Below are 25,869 nucleotides of genomic sequence, written 5' to 3' on the forward strand. Positions count from 1 at the left end.
ATGCTGGTCAGCCCCCGCATGCTCAGTGGACAGCTGCGTACATGATCCGGCTTTCGGTTGCCTCGTCGATGTCCATCTCCTCAACGATCCGGCCCTGCCTCGCCACAAGAATCCGGTCTGACAGGCTCTTGATTTCAGGCAGATAGGACGAGATCACCACCACGGCCATGCCGCTGTCGGCAAGCTCGTTGATGAAGTTGTGAATCTCGACGATGGTTCCGACGTCGACCCCGCGTGTTGGCTCATCAAGGATGACCAGCTTGGGTTTCTGGACCAGTGCCTTGGCCAAGACCACCTTCTGCTGGTTGCCGCCGGAGAGTTCGATGATGCGCGCGTCGGCGTCGATCGCCTTGACGCCCAGCCGCTTCGTCCATTCTATAGCCAGTTCCCGGCCTTGCCGCGGAGCTACCGGCGTCAACGGATTGTCACCGGTGGCGAGGTGTCCAAGCTGGATATTGCCAGCGATCGTCATGGTTTCGAAGAAGCCCTCGATCTTGCGGTCCTCGGTCACATAGACGATGCCGTCACGCACCGCTGGCCGTGGCGTGCGGTAGCGGACCGGCCGGCCTTCGAAGCGCACCGTGCCACCATGGAAGTAATCGCGCTTCAGCACGCCGGCCACGATCTTCATCGTTTCCGTGCGTCCAGCGCCGACCAGGCCGAACACGCCCGTTACCTGTCCGGCGAACACGGAGAACGAGGTGTTGCGCACCGTATTGCCCATCGAAAGATTCTCGACGCTAAGTATCTTTCTGCCCATTGGGCGCGCCACCCGTGCCTGGCCGGAATAGAGTTCGCCGGAGAGACTGCGTCCGACCATCGCATGCACAACACGCTCGCGGTCGAACTTGCTCGTCTCGTCGGTCACGACGACCTTGGCGTCGCGCATCACCGTGATGCGGTCCGACAGGTGCAACGCTTCCTCGAGCGCATGGCTGATGAAGATGATTGCAATCCCCTCCTCCTTCAGGCGGCGGGCAAGATTGAAGAAGTGGAACTTCTCCTCAGGCGTCAGCGTAGCGGTCGGCTCGTCGAAGATGATGAGCCGCGCATTGTGGTGAACGGCGCGTGCGATCTCGACCAGTTGCTTCTTGCCGGCTCCCAGGAAGGACACCTGCGCGGTGGGATCGACGTAAAAGTTGAGAGACAGCAGGTAACGCTGGGCCTGGATGTTCAACCCGCGCAGCCGGTTGAACAGCTTTTCGTCGCCAAGGTATATATTTTGGGCCACCGACATAGATGGCACCAGATTGGTCTCCTGGAACACCATCGCTATCCCGTGGTTCAGCGCGTCGGACGGCGAATTCAGCGTCGTCGGCTGGCCATCCAGCAGCATCTCGCCCGAGCTCGGCTGGTAAACGCCGGCCAGTACTTTCATCAGCGTCGATTTTCCGGCACCGTTCTCACCCAGAATGGCGTGTATCTCGCCCGGGCGGATTTCGAAATCCACGTCAGAGATCGCCAGGACGCCGCGGAAATCCTTGGAAACGCCGCGCAATTGAACCAGCGGTGTCATGCTGCGTGCCCCGCAAGTTCATCGATCGCCACGATCTTTCCCGATCCCTTGGCGCCAACGAGAAGCCGCCCATCGGCTTCGCAAAGTGAAGTCACGCCGTGTACATCGCCATCGGCGCGGCTTTGACAATTTCGCACCATCGCCATGTCTTTGTCACAGCGCACGACAAGACCCATAGACCAGCTCGGCGACCAAGGCTTCAGCATGTTGAGCTTCTTGCGCGCACCGCCCTGTATGGGTTCCAGGAAGCTTCTCCCGGTGGCAAGCGATGGCGCGATCCAATAGTCGGGGTCGATTGTTTCGGTCATGCGCATGCGGTACTCGTCCTCCTTCAGGACGAATTCGACAAGCGGGTTGCGCGGCGCGAACATGGCCAGCCAGAAGCCACCTTCCGATGCTGGTGCGATACGCCCTGGATAAGCGGGGAGCGAGTCAAGGGCGATCTGTTGGCGCGAACCGTCGAGGCCCATCGAAAGGACGCGGTGACGCCAGGCCTCCGAGACGAAGACCCGGTCCTTCGACACGATAATCCCGGTTGGAAACGCGAGCCCAGAAGCGATCGAAATTGAAGTTCGCGTGCTGATGTCGATACGCCAGACCGACCCCGTCGCCGTCTTGGTCATCAGATCGCGCTTCCAGCCATGCGCTGGATTGCGCTCGGACCCGACTGCAACGAGCAAGGTCGAGCGGTCGGCGAAAGCCATCGCCGTGACGCACCGCGCATCGAGTGCCTCAGGGGCGATCAACTCCGAGGATTCCCCATCAGGGCTCTCGATGYGGATGCCCTCTCCTTCGACGGCGACAGCCAGCATGCACGCGCCCGCCGCCATGCTGGTCACGGGCTTGCCCATGGCTCTCGATCGGCTGATGGAAAGCCCCTGCCCGCCTTCGCCGGCGGTTGGCGCTAGGGTGTGTATCTCGCGACCGACCGAACAGATGATCTCTTGCCCCCAGAGCACAAGGTTGTCGACATCGGCGATATCCAGCAGCACTGGAGCCGCGTCGAGCTTCGCATTGGGTCGCAGTGGGCCGTCCATCGGCGGCACCGTACTGCCGGTCAGATCAAAACCGCGGAAGTTCGCCCAAGCCTGCTTGATGGCGCCGATCATGGGCGCGGCCCCCAATAGGCATCCTGCGCGCACCAATTGGGGTCGGCATCGGGCAGTTTGTAGCGGCCAATCCGGTTGTTCGAAACGCCGCCCAGATACAGCCATCCCCTGTGCTCGCGCATCGAGGTGATCATCGGGTGGTTGCGGCCCCCGAGATCCCACAGATTGTCGAGGATCTCTCCCTTCTCGTTGAACTTCACCACGCACCCGGTGTTGATGTTCGGGTAGAGCCACTGATCGGGCGCGACGCGTCTGGCCATGCGCTTGCGGAAGCCCGGCATGCGCATGGCAAGATCGAGCGCCGGCCCGCGCATGCCGAGCAGGGCCAGCCAGTAATTGCCGTCCGAGGACCGATTGATGTTGTCGGGATAACCCGGCAGGCTGGAGATGATCCTTTCGGTCTTGCCTTTCTTCGGCCCGTCGAACCAGTATCTGCTGATGGAACAGGTCCAGCTCTCCGCGAACATGAAGGATTGTCCGTCGGGACACATCGTGACGCCGTTGGCGAAGACCAGCTTCGGAATCTCGGTGTGGGTCTTGCCCGTCTTCGGATCGTAGCAGATCATGCGCCCGCTCGCCCGGCTTTCCAGTGCATCGGTTGCCCAGTCCTCCTGCTCGTAACGGATCGTTGCCTCGCTGAAATAGATGCGCCCGTCGGGTGCGACGTCGACGTCATCCGCCAGGCGAAGACGTGAATCGTCCACCACGGACGTCCAGCTCCTGTTCGTCTCGTCAGTGAGTTTGGTGACGGTCCTGTCGGGGGCAACCTGGAACAGACCCATACCGCCGATGCAGACGAGCAGGTTTCCGCTGCGATCGAATGCCATGCCGAGGGGATGGCCGCCGATATGCGCAAACACTTCGGAGCGTTTGTGGTCTGGACCGAAGAAACGGACAATATCGCCATGCCGGGTGCCGCAATAGAGATTGTCGTCGCGGTCGAGGATAACGTCTTCAGGTCCCTCAATCTGTCCGAGCCCGATAATCTCAACGGAGCGCAATCGATCGTTCAGCACATAGGGCGACCCGGGTGCGTCGACCTTCGGCGCCGGCGGCAGGGAAAGGTAGGCGGGCGAGACATAGACCTTGGCCAGAATGCGGTGGCGGTGCTTCTGCCAGCGCATGTCAACGAAGACGGCCGTGAGCAGGATCACTCCCAGTATGGTCGACGTGATCGGGCCGCTGATGCCCAAGTTGATCAAGCCGTTGGTGAGCATCAGCACCAGCAGGCTGCCAATGATCGCCTTTGCCACCGAACCCCGGCCGCCGCCAATCGCCGTGCCACCGAGGACCGCCGCGGTGAGCGCCTGCACTTCGAGCCCGACGCCGGTGTCAGACCCAGTACTGCCCAGCCGGGCGGCGAACAGGAAGCCGGCCAGCGCGCACATCGTGCTGGAGGCGACGTAGGTGAGGAACACCATGAACCGCACGTCGATGCCGGCGTTGAAGGCAGAACGCCGCGCCCCGCCAACGGCGGTGAGTCGCCAGCCTGGACGCATCCGCGACAGAACGAGGTGCCAGGCAAGGGCGATGATCAATGTGATCACCAATGAGGTCGGGACGCCGAGCACCGTGCCTTCGCCGATGAACAGCCAGAGATCGGACATGGAGAAGCCCGACATCATGGACGTGGACATCTTCACGAAGACAATCTCATAGATCGAGCGGAAGATGATCAGGCTGACCAAGGTGGTCAGAAAGGCGCGCAGACGCAGGTAGCCGACAAGCAGGCCGTTGATGGCGCCGCAGCAGATGCCCAGGCCCAGGATGCCGGCCAGGACGACGGGTATGGGCAACTCGTAGACGTTTACCCCGATCAGCGAGAACAGGACGGCCAGTGAGAAGACGGAAGCGACCGAAAGGTCGATGCCGCCTGAAATCATCACGACTGTCAGGGCCAGCACCACGAGACCGAATTCCGCGAACTGCCGGGCAAGGTCGGAAAGGCTCGACAGAGATAGAAAGTCTGGAATGATCGAGCCCAGCACCACGATCGTGAGCACAAGGGCGGAAAATGGAATTGCATTGTCGATCCAGCGCTTCGACAGGATCTCCCCGATCAGATGATCGGGGAGATAGCGCGAACGCAGATAGGCAATTGTGTCGCTGCTGGCCATGATCATCTTTGATATTCTTGTGATTTGCCTACTTCAGCTGATCCAGCTGCCAACAGGTACGCGGACCGATATTGTCCTTCGTCAGCAGCGTGAGCGGCGTGTAGTAGGAGGTCTTGCCCTCCCCGGCCTTGGCCGGCGATAGCAGCGACTGCACGATCTGCTGGTTGATCGCGTTGCCCTGGAGTGGGACATCGTAGCTGACGATCAGGTCGAGCAGGCCCTTTTTGATGTTGTCGCAACCGATCTGGTTGCCGCCGCCGGAGGTGACGACATAGACGTCGTCGGCCTTTCCGGCCGCCTGGATCGCGGCGCCGGCGCCGACATCCTGGTTGTCCCAGTTTCCGACGACGCCACAAAGGTCGGGATGCTGCTGCAACACCGTCTCCATGATCGCGCGTGCTTTCGCGGGGTCGTACTGCGCGGCCTGTTCGGAAACGATCTTAATCGACGGATCCTTGGCGAAGGTTTGCTTATAGGCATAAAGCTCATAAAGGTCGGAGGCAGCGGTAGGCTGGCCACGGATGATGGCGATCTTGCCCGACTTGCCTGAACCGGCCCCGCACTGTTTCACCAACGCATCTGCCTCGATGTAGCCCACCCGCGACCAGTCGGCGCCGACATAGGCGTCGGTCGGAACAACGGATTCGAGATTGAGCTGGACCACCTTGATGCCGGCATCCATGGCACGCTTCAACAAGCGTGCGTAGGATTGCACATCGGGATTGTGCGCGATGATGAGGTCCGGTTTCTCGGCGATCAGCGCGGTCAGGGCCCGCGTACCCGCATCCGTGCTCCAGTTCGGATCGCGGATTTCAAGCGTATAGCCGAGATCGGCCGCCTGCTTGCGCATGATCGCGGCCCATCCCTCCGTGAGGTCGAAACCCATCGCCAGGGGGATGAAGACAACGCGCTTTCCCTTCAGCCCGTCGTAGAATGGATTGCGCGACGGGTTATCCAACCCGTCATCGGCATGCGTGGTGCCCACCAGCCCGAGGGCCATCAGCCCTGCGGCCAGAATCGTGCGAATTTTCATGGTTTCCTCCCGTTTAAAACAAGATATCGTTCAGATGTCCCCTTGGCTTTGTTGCGAGGTCTGCTCGTCCCTGGGGTTGATTAAGCTGTCCACCATGATCGCCAGCAATAGGATCAAGCTCTTGATCAGGTTTTGTGTGGTGTAGGTGATGTCGAGAATGGTCATGCCGTTGAGCAACACGCCGACCAGCAGCGTTCCCACCAGCACGTTGCGCACACCGCCACGACCGCCGCTCAGGCTTATACCGCCCAGCACCACGACGAGCAGTACATCGTAGATCATGGTGGAGTTGTAGACACGCGTGCTCATGCCGGACACAGCCGCCGCCATGACGATGCCAGCAAGGAAGGCGATCAGCGAACTCACGACATATTGCACCACGATCAGCGGCCGCAGCGGCAAACCAGTGATGCGGGCCGCCTGCGGATTGTCCCCTGCCGCATAGACGAACCGGCCGAATCGGGTGCGCAGCAGCAGCAAGGCAATCAGCGCGGCAAGTACGGCGAAAGCGGCGATCGGCATCGGCAGGCCGAACAACAAACCACGTCCGAGAAAGTCGAACCATTCGACGCCGGTCGGGGAGTTCTGCACGTCGATCTCAAACAGGAAGGCGCGTCCTGATCCGTAGATCACCAGCCCCATGGCCAGGGTCGTGAAGATCGCCGGGATGTCCGCATAGGCAATCAGGATGCCGCTCGCCAGACCGATGGCAATGGCGAGCAGGAAGCCGTAGGCAACGGCGGTATCGAACGGCGTGCCGGACTGCGCCAGGGACAGAACCCAAGACAGGGAGACCACCATCGTGGCGACCATTGCGAGGTCTATTCCCCGGCCGATCACCACCAGCCCCATGCCGAGCCCGAGGATGCCCAGGATCGAGACGCTGCGCACCAGCGCTATGAGGTTACCGGCGGTCAGGAAATTGTTGAGTGAGACCGCGAAGACGGCGAACATCGCAACGGCCAGTGCGAACACCACGCCCTCTTGCGACAATCGCACCTTCCCCATTCCGGACCTCCCAGACCGGCCGATGCCGATCCGCGGATGCGAACCTGTGCGATCGGCATCAAGCTGGAACAACATCCCTTTTTTGGAGGAGCCGAGACAGACCCGTCGATGGAATATCAGTTATGCTGGCCCGCCGCTCTATCGCGTCCGCGGCCCAAGCGGTGCCAATCCCGTGTGGTTGGTCCGCAGCCCAGCCGCCGTCGATGATCATCGCGTCCCCGATCATCGAGGAAGAACACACCTAGGTTGCCTGATGGAACTATTTGGCCATGCACTGCATTGGTGGTCGGTTTCAACGGAGGGTTTGCCATGTCCATCATCGACAGCATCACTGGAATTTTCTCCTCGAAGGACAAGCCCAAGAAGGCCACCGTCAAGAGGGCGGCGTCTGCCAAGGCTGCTCCTGAGAAAGCCGCTGCGAAAAAGGCGGCTCCGGCTAAGTCGACAACGACCAAGAGTACCGGTGCCGCACCAGCGATGGCAGCCCATTCCAAGGACGCCGCGAGCATTGGCAAGTCTGGCCAGCCTAAGGCTGCCAGCTCAAAGAAATCGACTCGCTGAACCAAGAGGGGAAATCCCGCTTCGGCGGGGTTTTTGTGGCCTAAACCATAGCCATATGTGCAAGCCATTATCGACGGTCGTCCTACAGGACACTGGATCCCAAGTCGCTGCGTCCTTCTCGCGGAGAGCGTTGCCGAGGCACCTTGTTTGGCTCACCGCGCACGTTCCTGGCAAAAGGCTACGTCGATCGTAGCATCAGGGAACGGAGTGGCCCGCGGCGCGTCGAACTGTCCTCGAAGGCCGCAGAGGTGACACTGCTTTCCAACCGACCAACAGTCAGGGCCTTGCGGACGCGCCTACTGGTGTGGCCGGGTCTCAGGATGTTTTCCTGTGTGAAGGCTGACAGTAGGGATTGCCGATTGCACGAGCGGGTCCATAGTGACGGTGGATGGGGGCGCAGTATGTTGATCTCGTTTTACTCGAGCAATCGTTGGCCGATACCGGTGGTTTGAATCGCCCGTTCTCTGATCGCGTGACCGACATTGCGCAGAAGACGGCTGGCTCCGTGCTGTTCGATGTTCGCGTCTACGACAATCCTGGCATTCAACGGATCGCGGCAATCGGCTACGGGGTGGACGGCATCGTCGCGATCGTTATGGCCAGAGATGGAGGACTTGCTTCAGTGCCAGTCGCTGAGGGCAGCTGCGTTCTGATCGCGGAACTTACCGCCTGGTACGCGCTGCCCATGGCCGAACAGATAAACACCAGTTACCTCGAGGCGGGGACCAAGCTGCTTGCCGAGATCGCCAAGGCTGGCCGCGTCTAGGGAACGATGGTCCCGTCCAGTCCAGCCATGACTGCGGACCCGGCACACACAATCGTGTTGGGGTGGCGGGCCGTATCGTTCCGCTAAGCCAAACATTTCACTCGATCGCGACGGCTGCTGCGCAGACTGGCTCTGTCACCGACATAGCCCTGAGCCGCGCTTTCAAGGCTGCGACAGGTGTGGCGGCTGGACAATGGCGGCGCGAGCGGCGCGCTGCCCACCGGATTGATCCGCGCCCGGCCAATTCAGAGGCGCCGGGCTCAGGTCGCATCTGAACGCCTCTGAAGGCGTGATCGCTATCTGCTAGTCATCCTTTTTGCGCCAGCCGTAGTGCAGTTTGTCTCGGAGACGCACACAAATGGCAGTGATGGTGTCAACCACCGTGCTGCGCCCATTGTCGGCAAGACGATGGTGATTTGGCTGAACGGCTCGGTAAAAAGGCGGTGTCCCTTTCCAGCCAATCTTGGTTTTGATACAATTTCCAAGCGGCAATCATGGCTGACTAATTGCAGACGTTGCCCTTGGCAAAAGGGCTGAATTGAGATCAAGATAGACGGTTGAAATCGGCATTTTGGGGAGGAAGTGTCATGCCTAAGGTTTCGGATTTTTTCTTTAAGACAGCGATTTTGTGGCTTATTTTGGGGATTGCGGCTGGGCTCCAAATGGCGATCTCAGGCGACCACGGTGCCTTTCCGGCACATGCCCACATCAATCTTCTCGGATGGGTCACAAGCGCAATCTTCGGCGGCTACTACGCCCTTAACCCGGCAAAGGCAGCGCGGAAAATCGCGATGATCCATTACGGCCTATATAATGTCGGATTGGTTGTGATGCTGCCGGCACTATATCTGATGCTGCAAGGCAATACTGCCCTTGAGCCGATCGTCGCTGTCGGTTCGCTAATTGTCGCTGCAGCCGTGTTGATGTTTGCGGTCGTTGTTTTCTCAAGCGCAAGCGCGCGTTTTGGATCTGAGTTAGCATCTGCCACGCGCTGAAGCGCCCAAGGATAGAGAGGCCGCCACTGGAGGTGGCTGGCCCGTGATAGGCATGTCGATGAAAGGCCCCGCGTCTTCTATCGCCTATCTTCTGAGACCAAAAAAGCTCAAGACAGCAAGGACGACAACGACGAGTCCAACGATGTAGATAATGCTGTTCATGGGTCCATCTCCTCAGAATTTGCAGACTAAGCACATTACTGCTTGCGAGGAATTGCGCCGGAAGAATTTCCGGTAACCCTCGCGTTGTAATGAACACTTAGAGCCTCCTAATGTTCCATCAGGATGATCGGTAGGATGGCAGCAAACCCACGTGACGCTTCTCTATGTTCACCCGGCCTATCTAAAGCGGACGGCGTATAAACCGCATTTCCTGCGCGCGTCCGCTACAATGGACGATTGTCGCGCGCGGGACGGAGGAAATTCCCGTCCTGTCCCCGGTGGCGCTGGGCTCGATGCGGATGTAGTGTATGCCGTCAGCGGAGCCGTTCGTTAACCGGCCCACTCTGTGCGCCACTTCCCATCTATACCTTGCACAAGCACCTCGGCTTCGTAGCCGTGGGACGCGGCGCCGCTTGGAGCCTTGATAGCGGCCAGCAATGCATCACCGTTGGAGTCGTAAGGGTAATCCTTGCCGTCATACCGGACCTTCCAGCCCTCATCTTCTTTGAAGACGTAATACTTAGCACGCGCCATGTGTTGCGCCCCCCAATGCCTTTGACCCCAAGAGGAGAATTAACAATGTCTACTTGCTATGCAACCATCATCCCCAGCGACGACGGTATCGGAACCGTCAACAACATCGCCCAGATCGAAAGCACCGCCGGAGGTCAGTTTTGGCAAGGTCGAGAAGGTCGGCAAACGGGGTTGAGCATGGTGTGCGGCGGCCCTGTCAGCCCGAGAGCTTCGGAACAAATCAAGCGACAGCGAGCGCGCTGTTTGTGTCGCTCATGCGCAACTGATCGCTGCTCGCATCTGAAGGAACTGACTAAACAGAGTCGCTTCGAAAGATTGGCGAGACAGTTGAAGCCATGCCGCCGACCACTGAGGAAGCCCACTTCGCCCATAGGTGCGGCTATAGCGGCGGTGTTCGACCGGGCTTGGCCTCGATTCCGATGGTGTCTCCATCACCATGGACCAACTCGCGATCCCAATCGTTTGTCTTGGCGGGGGTTTTGACAACAGCCTCTCGGGCGTCCGTATCCTGGTCCTTGCGAGGTTTTGGTCCCGGCATATCGCGCGATGATTTCGGTCCCATGCCATTGGCTCCTTTGGAATGTCCAAGCGAAACAAAGTCGAAACGCTAAAGTTCCTTCAACCTTCCACATATAGGCAGGCCAGGGCGCACCAAGCGGTCGGCGACGCGAACATACGGGGGCCTCTTCTGACAGCGAGGGCTGTCTGGAATAAGAGGGAGTGGTGGATAAGCCGAGGTCAGCTTTCCCTGTCGGCCTTGCGACGCCGAAGTCCGAGCATAAGAGAGGTCATCGTTGCGCTCGCGCACGCCACCCCCAACAGCGTAATCACTCCCGCGGAGGAAGAAGTTTGCTCTGATCGAATTGGGATATGTCGTGCAGGCAAAGGACTGTCAGCCAATGCCTCCAGATCCGACCTGCTGCCGTGTCGAATGGAATAGGCGCGCGTGAACTCGGCACCGAGGAGAAAAATTTCCGATGAGTAGTAAACCCACAGGAGGATGACGAGCAGCCCACCGGCGGCCCCGTAGGACGAGGCGATCGCGCTGGTGCCGATATACCAGCCGATAAGCGACTTTCCGAGCGTGAACAGGGCGGCGGTCATAACAGCACCGATCCCAACGTCCCGCCATTCGAGTGTTCGATCGGGTAAAACTTTGTAGATGGCCGCGAACATCACTGAAATCAGGACAAACGAAACGACGGCGTTTATCGCGCCGAGGACGATTGTACCAAACGGCAGCTGAGCGTTGATGATGTTTCCCTAGGCCGAGATCGCTGCGCTGGCAACGAGAGACACGAGCAACAGGAAACCGAGCGCCGCGACCAAACCCAGACTTGCCGCACGCGCCCGGACCAGACGCGACAACGAACTTCCCTGAGGTTCAACCCTCCATATGGCGTTAAGCGATTGCTGCATTTCGCCAAAAACGCCAGATGCGGTCACCAACAAAGTGACTACTCCGATAACCGCAGCCCAGGTTCCGGATAATCTGCTCGAGGCACTCTGCAGGGCGGTCTGTAGGAGATCGGCACTTTCTGGCCCCATCAAACCGGAAATCTGAGCCGACAACGTCAATTGCGCAGCATCCCGACCGAAAACGAGGCCAGCAATTGATGGGCATGCGTGGTCTGCGCAACCGCGCCCAGCGCAGCAACTGGCCTTGCTTCCTGGCAGGCCCAGAAAGTCTCGAATATCTGCGTGGTCTGCTGCACGGCGGGGTCCAGCAGCAGCAGGTCGAGGTCGCGGAAATTGGTTTCCGCCGCATCGAAATAGGCATCGCCAACGTTGCGCCCGCCGACGATGGCGACGGCGTCGTCAGCGATCCATGCCTTGTTGTGCATCCTACGTGTCAACGCAAAAAGCCGCAGGACAACTTCCACGCTACGCATGATGCCGCGGGCTCTGATGCCACTCGGGTTGAACAATTTCAGTTCGATATTCGGATGGCTGCTCAAGGCCAGATAAGCAGAATCGTTCTTGCGCGGATTGACGTCATCAAGGAGCATCCGCACGCGCACGCCCCGCTGCGCGGCACTGAAGACTTCATGCAGAAGCAATCGGCCGGTGTGGTCATCGTGCCAAAGGTAGTACATGAGGTCGAGCGTGCGAACCGCACTTCTCGCCGCCAGAACGCGTGCGGCGAAGGCGTCATAATTGTCCGAAACGAGCAGCAAGCCGCTCTTGCCGGCTTTGATCTTGTCGTCCGTCGTTCGCGCGATGGAGACGTCCATGAATTGGGTACCCTCGAACGGCTCTGGAGCCGCCCTTGCTCAAAATCATAGCAAGAACACTTCAGGGCTAATCTGGTTGCATGGGGACCTGTCCAAGCCTTGGAGGTCCGAGCTTGGGGTTCCGCTCAGACGCGCATCCCGACTGAGGGTTTCGATTTCCGTTTAGCGAGATCGGCATCGACCTTGTGCTGTATGCGCCGCTGTTTCTGGGTGGCTTCGGCACCGTTTCGGGCGGGCGAGATTCTTCTCCGCGAAGCAAAAAAGCGCCTTGGCTGCAGTTCGGCGATGCAACCAAAGACAGTTTCTGTCGTTTTGCCCCGTTCGATATTGGGGGATTTCTTGGCAGCATCCAACCAGGACAGGGCGAGCGCTGCATTTCGCAGCGCCGGCGAGATGGCTGAGCGTATTGGGTCGCGCGCGTGGAGCAGACCCAGATCGGACCCGTTTCGTCATGGCCAACAGAGCTTAAGACCCTCGTCGATCTGATACTGAATTCTGCTCAGCCCATGTTTGTTGTCTGGGGCGCGGAGCGCATCTAGCTCTACAACGACGCCTTCATTCCAATCCTTGGCCGAAGGCATCCGACTGCTCTCGGCCTGCCCAGCCAGCAGGTTTGGGCTGAGGCCTGGGACATGATCAGCCCAATGTTCGACCAGGTCTTCCAGGGCCAGTCCGTACACATGGACGACATCGAGATCCGGATCGACAAGCACGGCGCTCCGGAGGAGACGCACTTCGCGTTCTCCTATAATCCGGTCATTCGGTCGGACACCGGTAAGGTGGGCGGAATCTTTGGCGTCTGCACGGAAACGACCGACAGATTTCTTGCTGAAAGACGCGAGCGCCTTGCTGCGGAACGTCAGATCAATCTGTTCGAACAGGCACCCGGCTTCATCATCATCATGCGCGGCCCCGACCACGTGGTTGAATTCCTGAATGACGCCCATCGCCTTGTGTTCAACAGCGACGATTGGCTGGGAAGACCAATCCGGAGTGCTATTCCGAGCCTCGAAGGCCAAGGGTTCTTCGAACGTCTGGACGAAGTGTTCAGCAGCGGCAAGACATTCGAGGCACAAGGCGTTCCGGTTCGCTTTCGCCGTTCGCAGGAAACTCCTGAAGAGAGCCGATACCTGACGTTCATCTACGCGCCGCTCTACGACGGCAACAGCACCATCACCGGAATTTTCTGCGAGGGGTTCGACGTCACCGAGACGTATCGCGCGAGGAAGCGTAGCGCTGCGCTGGCCGAGCTCGGTGACGCTGTTCGGCTTATTGAGAACCCGGACGACCTGGCCTACGCTGCGGCCGAAATCATTGGCCGGGAACTGGAAGTGAGCCGGGCCGGTTATGGCACGATCGATCTTGCGAAAGAGACCATTTCAATCGAACGCGACTGGAATGCGTCGGGCATCAAGAGCCTTGCCGGCGTGCTGCATTTTCGTGATTACGGCACGTATATCGAGGACCTCAAACGCGGCATCACGGTTGTCTTCGAGGACGCCGAGAAGGATCCGCGCACGAGCCACAACGCCGAGGCGCTGAAGGCGATCAGCGCTCAATCCTTGATCAACATGCCGGTCACTGAAAAGGGTGGCTTTGTCGCCCTACTATACCTCAACCACGACAGACCGCGATCCTGGTTGGAGGAAGAGATCGCGTTCGTTAGCGAGATGGCCGAGCGGACCCGCACAGCCGTTGAACGACGGCGCGCACAAGCGGAACTGCGCCAGAACGAAAGCCGTCTGCGTTTCCTTGATGCACTTGGAAAAGAAACGGCAAAGAGTACCGACGCAGACGCGATCCTTGAAATCACAACAAGGATGCTTGGCCAGCATCTCGGCGTGGCAATCTGTGCCTATGCGGATATGGAGCCCGATCAGGACCACTTTACCATCCGTGGCGATTGGCACAAGCAAGGCTCATCCAGCATCGTCGGCTACTACAGCTTGCAGGACTTTGGCCAGCTCGCGGTCCTGCGGCTTCATCAGGGCTTGCCCTTGATCATCAATGCCAATGCTGCCGAATTGCCGCCGGAAGAAGCCGCAGCGTTCGTGAACATAGGCATTGCCGCAACGATCTGTATGCCGCTGGTCAAAGAGGGCCGCCTGACGGCGTTGATGGCGATCCACGACAGCGTTGCACGGCCATGGACACAGAACGAGCTTGCGCTTCTCACCGAGGTCACCGAACGATCGTGGGCGCATATCGAAAGGGTAAGGTCGGACCAGGCGGCGGCCGAGACCACGGAGCGGTTGAGCCTCGCCACGCAGGCGGCGTCAATTGGAACCTGGGATTACGATCCGGGCACCGGCCGATTGCAATGGGACAGGCAGTGCCGCGCCCTGTTCGGCATCCTGTCGGATCACGACGTTTCCTATGAAGGCAGTTTTATCGCAGGCCTGCATCCCGATGATCGGGCTCGAGCGGATGAGGCGGTGAGAAAAGCTCTTTCCCCTGACGCTCCTGAACCTTTCAACATCGAGTATCGAACGATCGGCCTGGAAGATGGTGTAGAGCGTTGGGTGGCTGCAAGCGGCCATGCGATCTTTGAGGACAGGAAGGCTCTCCGTTTCATCGGCACCGTGATCGACATTTCCGGCCGCAAGAAAGCCGAGCGCCATCTGAAGATCATGAATGATACTGGAGCGGCGGTGGCGGCCGAGTTCGATCTCGACAAGATCGTCCAGATTACGACCGACGCCGGCGTGCAGTTGTCCGGGGCACAGTTCGGCGCGTTCTTCTACAACGTGCTGGACGACCAGGGCGGCAGCTACATGCTTTACGCCCTCTCCGGCGCCCCGCGTTCAGCGTTCGAAAACTATCCAATGCCACGTGCGACGGCAGTATTCGAACCGACTTTTCTCGGGACGGCCGTGGTTCGATCGGACGACATCCTGAAAGACCCGCGCTACGGCAAGAACACCCCTCGCAAAGGCATGCCAGAAGGCCACCTGCCAGTGCGCTCCTATCTGGCGGTGCCGGTCGTCTCCAACTCTGGAGGGGTGCTGGGTGGGCTGTTCTTCGGCCATGCCGAAACCGGCAAGTTTCTGCCTGAACACGAGACCGCTCTTTTGGGTATTGCCGGCCACGCAGCCACGGCAATCGACAACGCCCGCCTGTTCCAGGCGGCCGAGCGGGAACTTGCCGAGCGACGACGCGCGGAAGCCGCGTTGCAAACGCTCAATTCCACGCTTGAACAGCGCGTGATCGAGGAAGTTGCAGAGCGTTCGAAGGCGGAGGAGCAGTTGCGCCAGGTGCAGAAGATGGAGGCGGTGGGCCAGTTGACGGGCGGCATCGCGCACGACTTCAACAACATGCTTGCCGTTATCATTGGCGGGCTCAATCTGCTTCAGCGCAAACTGGCAAAAGGCGAGACTGATGTTGGTCGGTTTGTCGAAGGCGCAATGGACGGCGCACACCGCGCCGCGGCTCTGACACAGCGTTTGCTGGCCTTCTCGCGACAGCAACCGCTCAAGCCGGAACCCATCAACGCAAACCGCCTGGTCGGCGGAATGACCGACCTGCTTATGCGAACACTCGGCGAAACGATCAAGGTCGAGACCGCTTTCGGCGCCGGTCTTTGGCAGGTCAAGGCGGATTCCAGTCAGTTGGAAAGCGCCCTTCTCAACCTCTCCGTCAATGCGCGGGACGCCATGACGAATGGCGGCAAGCTGACCATCGAAACCTCCAACGCCTATGTCGACGAGCGCTACGCGCGTGAGTCCGCCATCGCCGCCGGACAGTTTGTGCTGATCGCGGTGACCGACACGGGAACCGGAATGTCTGCGGAGGTTCTCGCGAAAGCCTTCGACCCCTTCTACACGACCAAGAGCGTGGGCAAGGGAACCGGGCTCGGCCTGAGCCAAGTCTACGGTTTCGTCCGCCAGTCCGGCGGCAACGTCAAAATCTACTCGGAACCGGGCGTAGGCACGACGGTCAAGATCTACCTGCCTCGGCACTACGGAGATGCGCAACAGGAAGCCGACAAAGCGCAGCCTCGCACCATCGACGGCGGTCTTGCGAGCGAGGTCGTCATGGTCGTGGAGGACGAGGATCGTGTCCGTGCCGTCTCCGCCGAAGCGCTGCGTGAGCTGGGCTATACGGTGGTCGAGGCCAGCGGTCCCAATGAAGCGATCAAGATGATTGAGGCCGGGCAGCGATTGTCCTTGCTGTTCACCGATGTCGTCATGCCGGAGATGTCAGGGCGCCAAATGGTCGACATCCTGCGCAACAAAAATCCAAGGCTCAAGGTCCTCTACACCACCGGCTACACACGCAATGCCATCGTTCACAATGGCATTCTCGACCCAGGCACCCAGCTTTTGCCCAAACCGTTTAGCCTTGAGGACCTCGCCGAAAAGGTGCGTGCGATCCTTGACGACCCCTCGGAGTGACGGCGTTCCGTTGAAGCCCGCCTGCGGAGGAACGATTTGAACGGAAGCTCGTTTGCCCTGACCGGAAACAGGATGAATGAAATGGTTGCGCCTTGTGCTGTCTGGAAAGGCTTCTTGAAGGTTGGCTCCGTGACCTGCGGCGTGAAGATTGTCGGTGCTACCAGCGAGGCCTCGAAGATCCATTTCAAGATCCTGAACCGCAAGGACGGCCTTCCCGTTAAAAGAGTCTATGCCGACGAGAAGACAGGAAAGACGGTCGACGCGCAAGACCAGGTGAAGGGCTTCGAGGTTTCAAAAGACGAATTCCTTCAGATCGAGCCCGACGATATCAAGGCACTCAAGCTTACCTCTGATCACACGCTGGAAGCCGGTGAATTCGTATCAATCGTCGAGGTCGATACAAGCGACATCATTCCGGAATATGAACTCTGGATCGACCGGCGCGAACCGTGGCTAATGGATTTGCAGTGGGCTCAGCAGTTCAAGCACGATCGGGAGCGTTGAATTCCGGCTGCGCGTGAGGGGCCGAGGACATAGGTCAAACGAGCCGCGCAGGTCTAGCCACCTTGCTTCTACCAAATAAGAGTGGGATTTTCCCGCGCTAGGCGTATCTCTTCTTTTCGGAGGCTGATGAGCGAAACTGATGGATATCCAGGAAACTCGTCAGCGACCTCTCTCAATCCCTTTTGCGCCGACGCGCATCGGCCACTCGATGCCGATTCTGAAATCCAAGGGAAACTTACCCTGGGATCATCCAGCATAGGAGCGGTTATGCGGTTGGGTGCTACCAGATCTATGGTTCCTCACTTAGCCGTGAAAAATGTCAAATTGGGACCGAAAGCAGCCCGGCAGCTTCGGACTGCGAACCTTCACAAGCAGACATTGAGGGTGACGTGGGCGCATCGCGACCTGACCTTTCCTGTCGTCAACGTGCGCCGACGAAAAAAGCCCGGGGCAAACCTGGATATCTCTTATGATTTGACGATCTCCGTCACACAGTGGACGTAGTCCATGCGATGCCCTTCGGGCGCGCACGCGACGTCAGCTTCGTAAGCGCCGTAAAGATCATCGACAATTGCGGAACGGTCGTTCGCGGGCCGCGAGGAATCCAGTGCGTTTGCAAAAACAGTCTCCGACCAGGAGCGGAGCGTCGGGACATACCCCCGGGCAAACTCCTCCGCGTTGCGATGGACCCGGAATGCCTCCGCGTAGGGACACGGCGTCACCATGGTGAACATCGTCTCCAGCTCCAGTCCTGCTTGCGACACCGGCGAAGCGGGGTCACGGAATGGCGCGGCGAACTCAGTCGGCGTCTTGTAGAACTGCTGGAATGTCGCGCTGACGTATTCGGTCTCGCTGATCCGTCCGACCCGAAGCAGGTCGCGCCAATGCCGTGCGAAAGTATCAAACATGTCGACCCCTGTCGTATGTCCGAGATAACGCCCCGCTTCATCGACGCAGAAATTGGCTAGCGCCAGCCTGCCGCCGGATCGTAGCTCGCGCGCCCTAGCAAGCAGGATCGTCTCCCAGTCGCTGAGAGCCTGGGCGCGAAATTGCGCGCGCTCGGCGTCAGTCGCGCCAACCGCCTGGACATGGTCGGCAATCATGCAAGGTCTTTTGCTGATCCAGTGCATGGCGGTAGCGGAGAACCCGAGCGACAAGGAATTGCCCGGCAGGATCTGGTGATAGAAGCTCGTTCCGCTGCCGAAGATGTAAAGGGCGGGTGTGTCGGCCAGTGGAGTCTCTGTCGGGTTGCCAAGAAGTCCCTGACTCAGCCGGAAGAGGGTCGAGAAATCATTGTGGGGCAGGTCCGTGTAGGTGATCGATATTGCCCGATGCGGTTCCGTTTCGCGGATGGCGCCGACCAGCCGCCGCATCATGTCCATCGAGGTGCCGCCGTCGGCCGCGCCGAAATCGGCTACCGCAAATGGCTGGTCGTCGGCCAGCCGAGGCATCTTGGCGACCGCCTTGACGACGAGGTCGCCGACCTTGTCGATGACGTTCTTGGCTCCCACCGTGTTCGCCGAATAGTAGCCCGCTCCGCGCATGGCAATCTTCTGGCTGTCGGCTGCGCTCATCGTCTTGTTCTCCCTCTAATCGTCGACGCGGCCCCCGCCGGCGCCGCGAGCGCGCGATCTTTCGCTTTCCGGCACATAGGTTCGGGCGGCAAACGCATTGAGCGCGGCAAGCGTCTCCCTGTCGATTGCCCCGCGCCGGCCCGCGACCGGTTGCGCGATCTGCAGATGGCGTTCGATGACGACATCGGCCCGGGGCAACACCACCGGATGCGCTAAACCCATGGTTGACCGGCGCAACATGGCGTCGAGCCAGACCGGCAGAGCGACATCGAGGATCGTCAGCGGCAACACGCCCGCCTCAAGCGGATCGTCGAGCAAAAGCGCTGCCGTCCGGATCGGACAGAGCGGCCTTCCGGTAGCGACATCAGCCTCGCCCATGCGCCAGCGCGCCGTGCGCGAAAGATCCGGCGGCGCGAAGGATTGAGCATTGTCGAGCAGGCCAAGCAAGGCCTGGCCCCAGTTTTCATCTTCGACAGCGACCCGGCGCGCCGCCCGTCCGATATCCTCGGCCAGGCCCCATGAAAATCCAGCGCCCCGAGCCGCCTTGGTGCTCAGCGTCTCCACCTCGTTGAGGGAGAGGTCGATCATGCGACCTCTCCCATCGCCGCAACCGTGGCGACATCCTCGATTAAGGGCTCGCCACTGAACAGCGCGATCCGCAGCCAGCGATCCGAGCGCGGATCGAAACTGCGCGCACCGAAAAACGCAAGCTTGGCGCGCAGTATGTCGACAGGCCGCAGATCGGCGCCGATCAGATTGTCGTGGATCTCGGCATAGGGAAATTTGGCGACGATCTGGGCGCGCCGCACGGCATGGCGCCACTCTGGCCAGCGAAGCAGAAACTCCGCGACACTGGCTGAAGCGGTTTCCTGCGCCAGCGCGGCAGCGAGCTTGAGCGCATCGCGCGTCGTTGCCAGGGGTTGTTCGAGGTCGGCTCCCTCCTCCTCGAAGCGTTCGCCAAGCCGGGGCTCGAGCTTCTCCGCCGAAACATACCAGAACCTTGCGTTGGCGGCCGGTTCAACGAAGTCGATATCTGCCGCCCAGGAATAACTGTCGAGAAGCATCTGGCGGAGCGAACCGCAGCTCATGCCGCCTTCGATCACATACCCAGGCGTCTCGTCGGCTTTCATGGTCTCGCCGAGTTCGTCGATCAGCGCGCCATGCGGCTCGAGGATCAGCGCAACGCAGGCCTCCTGCCCTTCCAGGGAGAACCGATCTTCCGCAAAGCGATAGAGCGCATCCCAAGGCAACGGCTTCGCCAGGAGCTGCTCGAGGTTTTCCGCCAGCGCATCGAGATCGTCGGCCAACGACCGCGTTGCTGCGGCTTGACGTCTGTCATCGCTGTGCCAGCGGGCAACACGTTGGCGCAGGTCGGCGAGCGCCGCCGAAAAGCCGCTTCGTTCCACCTCGCCGGCATGCGGCTGGGCGCGAACCCTTGCCAGCGCGGTCTCACGCGCCAGGAACCAGCTATGCGTCAGCAGTGGATGGCGAACGAGGAAAGGGGCCATGCCCAAGCCTGTCGCATTGCCCACGCCCAGCGCCCGGCGCAGATCCGGCGCCAGCCTCGCCGCGCCGGCCGGATTGCGGCGATGGGCGATGTGATCGACCAGATCGAGCGTGAAGGACCGGATCAGCCAGACCGTGAGCATCTCCGCCTGAAAGGAGCCGGCAAGCTCCGGCCGCGACGCGATTTCGTCCCGATCGGCAATGCCGAACTTGCCGTTGCCGTAGACCGCAGTGGTGCGGAGCAAATAGCCGACGCCAAGCAGTTGCTCCTCGTCCGGTTGTTGTCCTTGCGCCAGCGCCGCAGCCACCTCCTCGAACAGTCGCACGCTCTTGTTGGCACGCGCCAGCACCAGTTCGCGGCTCGTGTAGCGGCCGGCCTCCTGCAGAGGCGCATTCGCCTCCAGCCGGGCGACTTCGGCTTGATCCGGCAAGCCGTCGTAAAGAACGTAGCTCGTGTCCCAGGCCTGCGCGATCACCCGGTCGGAGCGGTTTTCATCATCGAGCGGCGTCGAGAACGCGACAAGGCTGTAGACCCTTGCCGGCGTCTCGACCGCATAGACCGCGCGTCCGAAGCCATGGTTGTCCAGTTCGAACCCATCCTTGCGCACACGCCATTGTTCGTTGGTGGCGCGGCGGATCAGCTGGCGCAGGAAACTCAACCGCGTGGGATGTGCCGCGCCAAGCCGCTGCAGGCGCATGACGATCTCGGGCGGGCGCAATGCAATTGTCGTCATGCGGCTGTCCCGGCGAGCTTTTCGAGCGTGGCAAGCGTTTCGGTCGCTACCTCGATGCCTTCGCGTGTGTTGTGCTCGCGCGCGGCAAAGCGCCGTGTCCCCGGAAGCCTGGCCTCGCCGGCGAAGGCGCCAGCGACGATCTCCAGCGCTCCGGAGAACGCTCCACCCGAGGTAGCGTCGGGGGCGACCGCCAGGAAGAATTGGCCAGTCCCAGGGGGACCTCCGGCTGTGCCGGAGAACGGACTGGCGACAAGCCCTGGGTTGGCGCCGGTCAGGCATGCGGCGAAAATCTCCACCAGCAGGGCGGAGCCGACGCCCTTATAGCCGCCGGCCGGCGCCATCGTGCCCTTCAGCGCTTCGCCGGCATCGGTGGTGGTCTCGCCGCTTGCGTCGAAGGCCCAGCCGGGAGGGAGAGGTTCGCCGGCGCGAGCCCGCTTGATGACTTCGCTCTTGGCGACGACACTCGCGCTCTGATCGATGACGAAGCGCGCGCCGCCTTGCCCGTCGGGAACCGCCAGCGACCAGGGATTTGTGCCAACGGCCGCCTTGCGGCCGCCCCAGGGCGCGATCGAGGCCGGCGCGTTGGTGAAGCCCAGCCCGACCAGGCCGTCCCGGGCGATCCGTTCCGTGTGATAGCCAAGCGCGCCGCAATTGTAGGAGTTGCGGATGGCGAGCGCCGCGAGACCTTGCGAACGCGCCGCCTCGATCAATTGCGGCAGGCCGACGGAAATGGCGGCGTGCGCGAAGCCGTTGCCGGCATCGACAGCGACGATAGCCGGAGCCGGTCGTGTCAGGCGAGGCTCAGCCAATCCCAGGACCTTTCCGCAGTTCAGATGTTCGCAATAGGTCGGTAGATACATCAGGCCGTGCGACTTCAGGCCGTCGCGTTCGGCCGCCGCGATGCCGGCGGCCAGCGCCCCGGCCTGTGTTCCGCTGGCGCCGTGACGCATCAGGGCGGTGCAGGCCAGCGTCTCGATCCGGGCTTGCGTCATGCGCGTCATCTGGTCACCCGCCATTCACGCCGCCGCATAACCGAATTCTCCCTCGCTCGCCCGCGTCTGCAGGCGCATGCATTCGATGAACCTGAGCGATGCCGGCTGCAGGTTGCGACCTTCCTTGGCGATCCAGCCGACCGTCCGGCTCGATCGTGGATCGGCAAGCGGAACGAAGCGAACGGCGTGGCTGGATTTCCAGCGGCAAAGCCGAGGCAGGATAGTCACGCCGAGCCCGGCCTCGACCATCGCCAGATTGGAGCTCACATTGCTCGCCGTTAGTTTCGAGCCGGCGGCAAGCGCCTCGATCTCGGCAATGCCAAGGGCTGCGGCCGCGCCATTCTGGATGAAGCTCTCGCCTTCCAATTGCTCCCAGGTCAATGGACGTTTCGATTTGGCCAGGGGATGATCGACCGGGCAGACGAAATCAAGCGGCTCCTGGAACAGCTGCTCGAAGCTGAGTTGCGGCCGCTTGGTTGCAAGCACGCACAAGCCGACCTCCACCATGCCGTTTTCGACCGCCTCGACGATGGCGTTGGAATCGCTGTCGCGAACATGGATATCGAAGCGTTTGCCTTCGGCGCGTAGCTGGGCGATCGCCCGTGGCAGCAAGGTCACGGCAACGGAAGGCACGCTTGCGACGTCACAGCGGCCCTGCCGGTCGGCCGCGTAGCTGACGATGGCCAGGCAGGCGCGATCATAGTGGGCGATTATTGCCCGCCCCTCATCGAGCACGATGCGCCCCACGGCTGAAAGCGCGCCCTTGCGCTCGCTCTCAAACAGTGGCGCGCCAATGTCGTCCTCGAGCTGTTTGAGGGTCATCGACACGGCGGACGGCGTGCGGCCGATCTGATACGCCGCGGCGCGCACGCCACCGCTCTCGCAAACCGCGACGAAGCTGCGCATGCCGACAAGGCTGATGGTTTTGGTCACTGTTAAGCTTACCTGAACATTTGCACCAAAAATTGAGCTTGATTGAAGTTCACAACATTGGTTAGGTCGTTGTCAACCGAATTGATACAGGACAAACACGATGCTGAACGGACAGAACTTCGTTGCCGGCGAGTGGCGCGATGGCGCCGACTGGATCGAGGACAGCAATCCGTCGGACCTCACCGATAGTGTCGGGCGTTTTGCCCAAGCTGCATCGTCCGATGTTCACGACGCCGTAGCGGCGGCCCATGGTGCGCAGCGAGAATGGGCGGCAGCCGGGCTCGAAGCGAGAGCCGCGGTTCTGGATGCCATCGGCCGCGAATTGATGTCGCGCTCGAAGGAGCTTGGCGAACTGCTGTCCCGTGAGGAAGGCAAGATCCTGGCCGAGGGCGTCGGCGAGGTCTATCGCGCCGGGCAGTTCTTCACCTATTTCGCCGCCGAGGCGCTGCGCAATCTCGGCTCTTCGGCGGACTCTGTCAGGGCCGGCGTGGACGTCCTGACAGAGCGCGAGCCGCTCGGCGTCGTCGCGATCATATCGCCGTGGAATTTTCCCATCGCCACCGCGTCCTGGAAGATCGCGCCGGCACTGGCTTTCGGCAATGCCGTCGTCTGGAAGCCGGCCAGCATCACGCCAGCCAGCGCCTGGGCCTTGACCGAGATCATCAGCCGGCAGGCCATTCCAAAAGGCCTTTTCAACCTCGTCATGGGATCGGGATCGACGATCGGCCGCGAGCTCGCCGCCAATGCCGACATCCAGGGCTTGAGCTTCACCGGCTCCGGCGCCGTCGGCTCGAGCATCGCGGCATTGGCCGCGGCTCGCTTCGTGAAGCTTCAACTCGAAATGGGGTCGAAGAACCCGTTCGTGGTCATGGACGACGCAGACCTCGACCGCGCGGTCGACCTTGCCGTGAACGGCGCCTTTGGCGGTTCGGGCCAGAAATGCACGGCATCGTCGCGCCTGATCGTCCACAAGCCGGTGCATGATGCGTTTGTCGAGCAGTTCCTTGCAAGAACCAAGGCGCTGAAGGTCGGCCATGCCCTGGAAGCCGGTGTCCAGATGGGACCGGTCGTCAGCGCCGGGCAACTCGGCGCCAACCTCGACTATGTAGCGCTCGGCAAAAGCGAAGGCGCCGAGCTTGCAACAGGTGGCGAGGCGCTCCACCTGGCGCATCGGGGGCACTACATGGCGCCCGCCGTCTTCCTCAACGGGCGTTCGCGCATGCGCATCAATCAGGAAGAGATGTTCGCGCCGATCACCTGCGTCATCACCGCCAACGATCTCGACGAGGCGATCTTCCTTGCCAACGACACCCCTTACGGACTGACGGCGGGGATCGCCACGCGCTCATTGGCGCGCGCCACGAAGTTCCGCCATGCGTCGCGCTCGGGCTGCGTCATGGTCAACCTTGCGACCGCCGGCACGGACTATCATGTGCCGTTCGGCGGCATTCGTGCCTCCAGCTACGGCCCGCGTGAGCAAGGCCGTGCCGCGGTCGAGTTCTACACGCAGGTCAAGACGTCCTATATCCATGCGGGCGTACCCGAATGACCACCGATCAGCCCCAGGTGCTCATTGACGGGCTTCAATACTGCAACTGGTCGCGCGAGATCTTTCAACAGATGCGCCAGGGCGGCCTGACCGCGGTCCACGCCACTGTCGGTTACCATGAAGGTTTCCGCGAGACGGTACGCCACCTCGTCGATTGGCGCACACGCTTGCGCGACAACGAGGACCTCATCCTTTTGGCGCGCGACAGCGCCGACATCGAGCGCGCCCGCGCCACGAACCGCACGGCGATTTTCCTCGGCCTGCAGAACCCGATGCCGATCGAGGACGACATCGGCCTGATCGAAATGCTCTTCGATCTCGGCATCCGCTTCATGCAGCTCACCTACAACAACCAGTCGCTTTTGGGCTGCGGCTGGATGGAGAAGGAAGACAGCGGCATCACCCGCATGGGGCGCGAGGCGATTGCCGAAATGAACCGGCTCGGCATGATCATCGATCTGTCGCACGCAGGCGAGCGAACGACGCTGGAAGCAATCGCGCTGTCGCAAAAGCCGGTGGTCATCAGCCACGCCAATCCGCGTTGGCTCTGCGACAGCAACCGCAATGTTTCAAGGACCGTCATGCAAGCGCTGCGCGACAAGCAGGGACTGCTCGGCCTTTCGCTCTACCCGTTGCATCTTCAGCAGGGCTCGGAGACGACGCTTCGGCAATTCGGCGAAATGGCCTCAGCAGCAGCCGAGATCATGGGAGCGGAGCAACTCGGCATTGGCTCGGATCTTTGCCAGGACCAGCCCGACAGCATCGTGCGCTGGATGCGCGAGGGCCGCTGGACCCGCCAGGCGATCAGGGCCGCGAGCTTTCCGCCTCAACCTTCCTGGTTCAGATCGAACCTCGACTTTCCCAAGCTTTCGGAAGGCCTTCTGTCGGCGGGCTTCGGCAAGGTCGAAACCTCGCTCGTGCTTGGCAATGCCTGGCATCGCTTCATCGTCACTAGCCTTCCTAACGTTGCATGACAGGAGACAAATCACCTCACTGGCCTAGGTGGATCGCCTACCCCTCGCGAGCACCAGCACGACCTGGGTCGTATCGTGGACAACGTCTGCTCTAAGGAAGTGGCGGAACTTACTCCCTTTGACCGAGATAGATGCATCCGGCGGCTTCTGGGTCGTATCCGGAAGGTCTGCTTCTAGGAAGCGCTCGTCGGTAAGCTGCCGTTCGAGTCCACGGTCATCGGGCAAAGTTTGCCTCGTCAGCTAACGACCCCATCCTCGTCGTTCGCGTGCGAACCGCACCATTCTAATACCGGCCGTTCATCAGTGGACGACGAACTGGCCTCGAAGTCGGCCTGGAACCTGTGCTGCGGTTAAGGCATCCGACGTGTTGATCGTGGTCGACAACTAGGTCGGCGAATTGGAAATGAACCGCAACTTCAGCAAATCTGCGTTAGAGCAAAATTGCACACCGGCTTACAGGCTGTGCGCAGCAAAGCCAAAGCCTTGCGATGTCGCCCCGCTTACGACAGGATTGCCGCAACTTGAGGTTAGCCTATGACGCCAGATACCTTGCGACCCGACCACCCGCCACTCGACACTCCGCCCGTGCAGTACCTGAACTTGGACCCGTCGTTTTATGTCCGCGATGATGTCTGGCAGCAGGAACGGAGCAGCATCTTCGCGCACACCTGGCA

19 protein-coding genes and 1 pseudogene are annotated in these 25,869 nt (G+C 60.8%); 7 read left to right on the forward strand and 13 right to left on the reverse strand.

The genetic code is table 11. The annotated features are described in order from the left end of the window. Positions 1 to 22 precede the first annotated feature (22 nt). Genes AC1DX4_RS23900 through AC1DX4_RS23920 form a run of 5 tightly spaced genes read right to left on the reverse strand, consistent with a single transcriptional unit; the run spans position 23 to position 6,783 of the window. The gene (locus AC1DX4_RS23900) at positions 23 to 1,516 is read right to left on the reverse strand and encodes a sugar ABC transporter ATP-binding protein (protein WP_477222631.1); all 1,494 of its coding nucleotides are present in this window, start codon (positions 1,514 to 1,516) and stop codon (positions 23 to 25) included. Next, positions 1,513 to 2,625: a strictosidine synthase gene (locus AC1DX4_RS23905; RefSeq protein ID WP_477222632.1), complete on the reverse strand. Its 1,113-nt coding sequence runs from the start codon at positions 2,623 to 2,625 to the stop codon at positions 1,513 to 1,515. Before AC1DX4_RS23905 ends, AC1DX4_RS23900 begins: the two co-directional genes overlap by 4 nt. Next, entirely contained in the window at positions 2,622 to 4,742 is a 2,121-nt protein-coding gene (locus AC1DX4_RS23910) for an ABC transporter permease (protein ID WP_477222660.1), read from the reverse strand. The genes AC1DX4_RS23905 and AC1DX4_RS23910 overlap by 4 nt, the downstream gene beginning before the upstream one ends. Before the next feature lie 28 nt (positions 4,743 to 4,770). Continuing rightward, entirely contained in the window at positions 4,771 to 5,775 is a 1,005-nt protein-coding gene (locus AC1DX4_RS23915; RefSeq protein WP_477222633.1) for a sugar ABC transporter substrate-binding protein, read from the reverse strand. Positions 5,776 to 5,805: 30 nt separating this feature from the next. Then, positions 5,806 to 6,783 (reverse strand): ABC transporter permease, encoded by a 978-nt coding sequence (locus AC1DX4_RS23920; RefSeq protein WP_477222661.1) that lies wholly within the window; start codon positions 6,781 to 6,783, stop codon positions 5,806 to 5,808. A gap of 309 nt (positions 6,784 to 7,092) precedes the next feature. Between AC1DX4_RS23920 and AC1DX4_RS23925 the strand changes: the two genes are divergently transcribed. The 3 genes from AC1DX4_RS23925 to AC1DX4_RS23935 all read left to right on the forward strand — a co-directional run bounded on the left by AC1DX4_RS23925 (position 7,093) and on the right by AC1DX4_RS23935 (position 9,105). Further along, entirely contained in the window at positions 7,093 to 7,344 is a 252-nt protein-coding gene (locus AC1DX4_RS23925; protein ID WP_477222634.1) for a hypothetical protein, read from the forward strand. 430 nt (positions 7,345 to 7,774) lie between these two features. After that, complete coding sequence (locus AC1DX4_RS23930; protein ID WP_477222635.1) at positions 7,775 to 8,110, forward strand: hypothetical protein; 336 nt, start codon at positions 7,775 to 7,777, stop codon at positions 8,108 to 8,110. A gap of 587 nt (positions 8,111 to 8,697) precedes the next feature. After that, positions 8,698 to 9,105 carry a hypothetical protein gene (locus AC1DX4_RS23935; protein ID WP_477222636.1) on the forward strand — a complete coding sequence of 136 codons (408 nt, stop codon included), beginning with the start codon at positions 8,698 to 8,700 and terminating at the stop codon, positions 9,103 to 9,105. Between the two features lie 492 nt (positions 9,106 to 9,597). Here AC1DX4_RS23935 and AC1DX4_RS23940 read toward each other — a convergent pair whose 3' ends face one another. From AC1DX4_RS23940 to AC1DX4_RS23950, 3 genes and pseudogenes are all read right to left on the reverse strand, one after another. After that, positions 9,598 to 9,801, reverse strand: a complete 204-nt coding sequence (locus AC1DX4_RS23940) for a hypothetical protein (RefSeq protein ID WP_477222637.1) — start codon at positions 9,799 to 9,801, stop codon at positions 9,598 to 9,600. Between the two features lie 738 nt (positions 9,802 to 10,539). After that, positions 10,540 to 11,379, reverse strand: a pseudogene (locus AC1DX4_RS23945) (YihY/virulence factor BrkB family protein). Continuing rightward, positions 11,376 to 12,035 (reverse strand): phospholipase D-like domain-containing protein, encoded by a 660-nt coding sequence (locus AC1DX4_RS23950; RefSeq protein WP_477222638.1) that lies wholly within the window; start codon positions 12,033 to 12,035, stop codon positions 11,376 to 11,378. The pseudogene AC1DX4_RS23945 and the gene AC1DX4_RS23950 overlap by 4 nt, the downstream one beginning before the upstream one ends. Positions 12,036 to 12,679: 644 nt before the next feature. On the opposite strand from AC1DX4_RS23950, the gene AC1DX4_RS23955 reads away from it, so the two are divergent. Together AC1DX4_RS23955 and AC1DX4_RS23960 are read left to right on the forward strand one after the other, a co-directional pair. Beyond that, positions 12,680 to 16,429 carry a GAF domain-containing protein gene (locus tag AC1DX4_RS23955; protein WP_477222639.1) on the forward strand — a complete coding sequence of 1,250 codons (3,750 nt, stop codon included), beginning with the start codon at positions 12,680 to 12,682 and terminating at the stop codon, positions 16,427 to 16,429. A 72-nt stretch (positions 16,430 to 16,501) separates the two neighbouring features. Further along, positions 16,502 to 16,933, forward strand: a complete 432-nt coding sequence (locus AC1DX4_RS23960) for a Ku protein (protein WP_477222640.1) — start codon at positions 16,502 to 16,504, stop codon at positions 16,931 to 16,933. Positions 16,934 to 17,400: 467 nt separating this feature from the next. Here the strand turns inward: AC1DX4_RS23960 and AC1DX4_RS23965 are convergent, their stop codons facing one another. From AC1DX4_RS23965 to AC1DX4_RS23985, 5 genes are read right to left on the reverse strand one after another with little or no spacing between them, the layout of a single operon-like run. Beyond that, positions 17,401 to 18,507, reverse strand: coding sequence for a class I SAM-dependent methyltransferase (locus tag AC1DX4_RS23965; protein WP_477222641.1), 1,107 nt, complete (start codon positions 18,505 to 18,507; stop codon positions 17,401 to 17,403). A gap of 15 nt (positions 18,508 to 18,522) precedes the next feature. After that, on the reverse strand, positions 18,523 to 19,095 hold the full coding sequence (locus tag AC1DX4_RS23970) for a DUF3726 domain-containing protein (RefSeq protein ID WP_477222642.1): 573 nt from the start codon (positions 19,093 to 19,095) through the stop codon (positions 18,523 to 18,525). After that, positions 19,092 to 20,747, reverse strand: coding sequence for a hypothetical protein (locus tag AC1DX4_RS23975; protein WP_477222643.1), 1,656 nt, complete (start codon positions 20,745 to 20,747; stop codon positions 19,092 to 19,094). The genes AC1DX4_RS23970 and AC1DX4_RS23975 overlap by 4 nt, the downstream gene beginning before the upstream one ends. Further along, positions 20,744 to 21,763, reverse strand: coding sequence for an Ldh family oxidoreductase (locus AC1DX4_RS23980; protein ID WP_477222644.1), 1,020 nt, complete (start codon positions 21,761 to 21,763; stop codon positions 20,744 to 20,746). The genes AC1DX4_RS23975 and AC1DX4_RS23980 overlap by 4 nt, the downstream gene beginning before the upstream one ends. Further along, positions 21,764 to 22,672 carry a LysR family transcriptional regulator gene (locus AC1DX4_RS23985; protein ID WP_477222645.1) on the reverse strand — a complete coding sequence of 303 codons (909 nt, stop codon included), beginning with the start codon at positions 22,670 to 22,672 and terminating at the stop codon, positions 21,764 to 21,766. Between the two features lie 100 nt (positions 22,673 to 22,772). Between AC1DX4_RS23985 and AC1DX4_RS23990 the strand changes: the two genes are divergently transcribed. Together AC1DX4_RS23990 and AC1DX4_RS23995 are read left to right on the forward strand one after the other, a co-directional pair. Next, entirely contained in the window at positions 22,773 to 24,221 is a 1,449-nt protein-coding gene (locus AC1DX4_RS23990) for an aldehyde dehydrogenase family protein (protein WP_477222646.1), read from the forward strand. Then, positions 24,218 to 25,195: a membrane dipeptidase gene (locus tag AC1DX4_RS23995; RefSeq protein ID WP_477222647.1), complete on the forward strand. Its 978-nt coding sequence runs from the start codon at positions 24,218 to 24,220 to the stop codon at positions 25,193 to 25,195. The genes AC1DX4_RS23990 and AC1DX4_RS23995 overlap by 4 nt, the downstream gene beginning before the upstream one ends. The last annotated feature ends 674 nt before the right edge of the window (positions 25,196 to 25,869 follow it).

The organism is Mesorhizobium sp. P3_A8 (genome assembly GCF_056402995.1).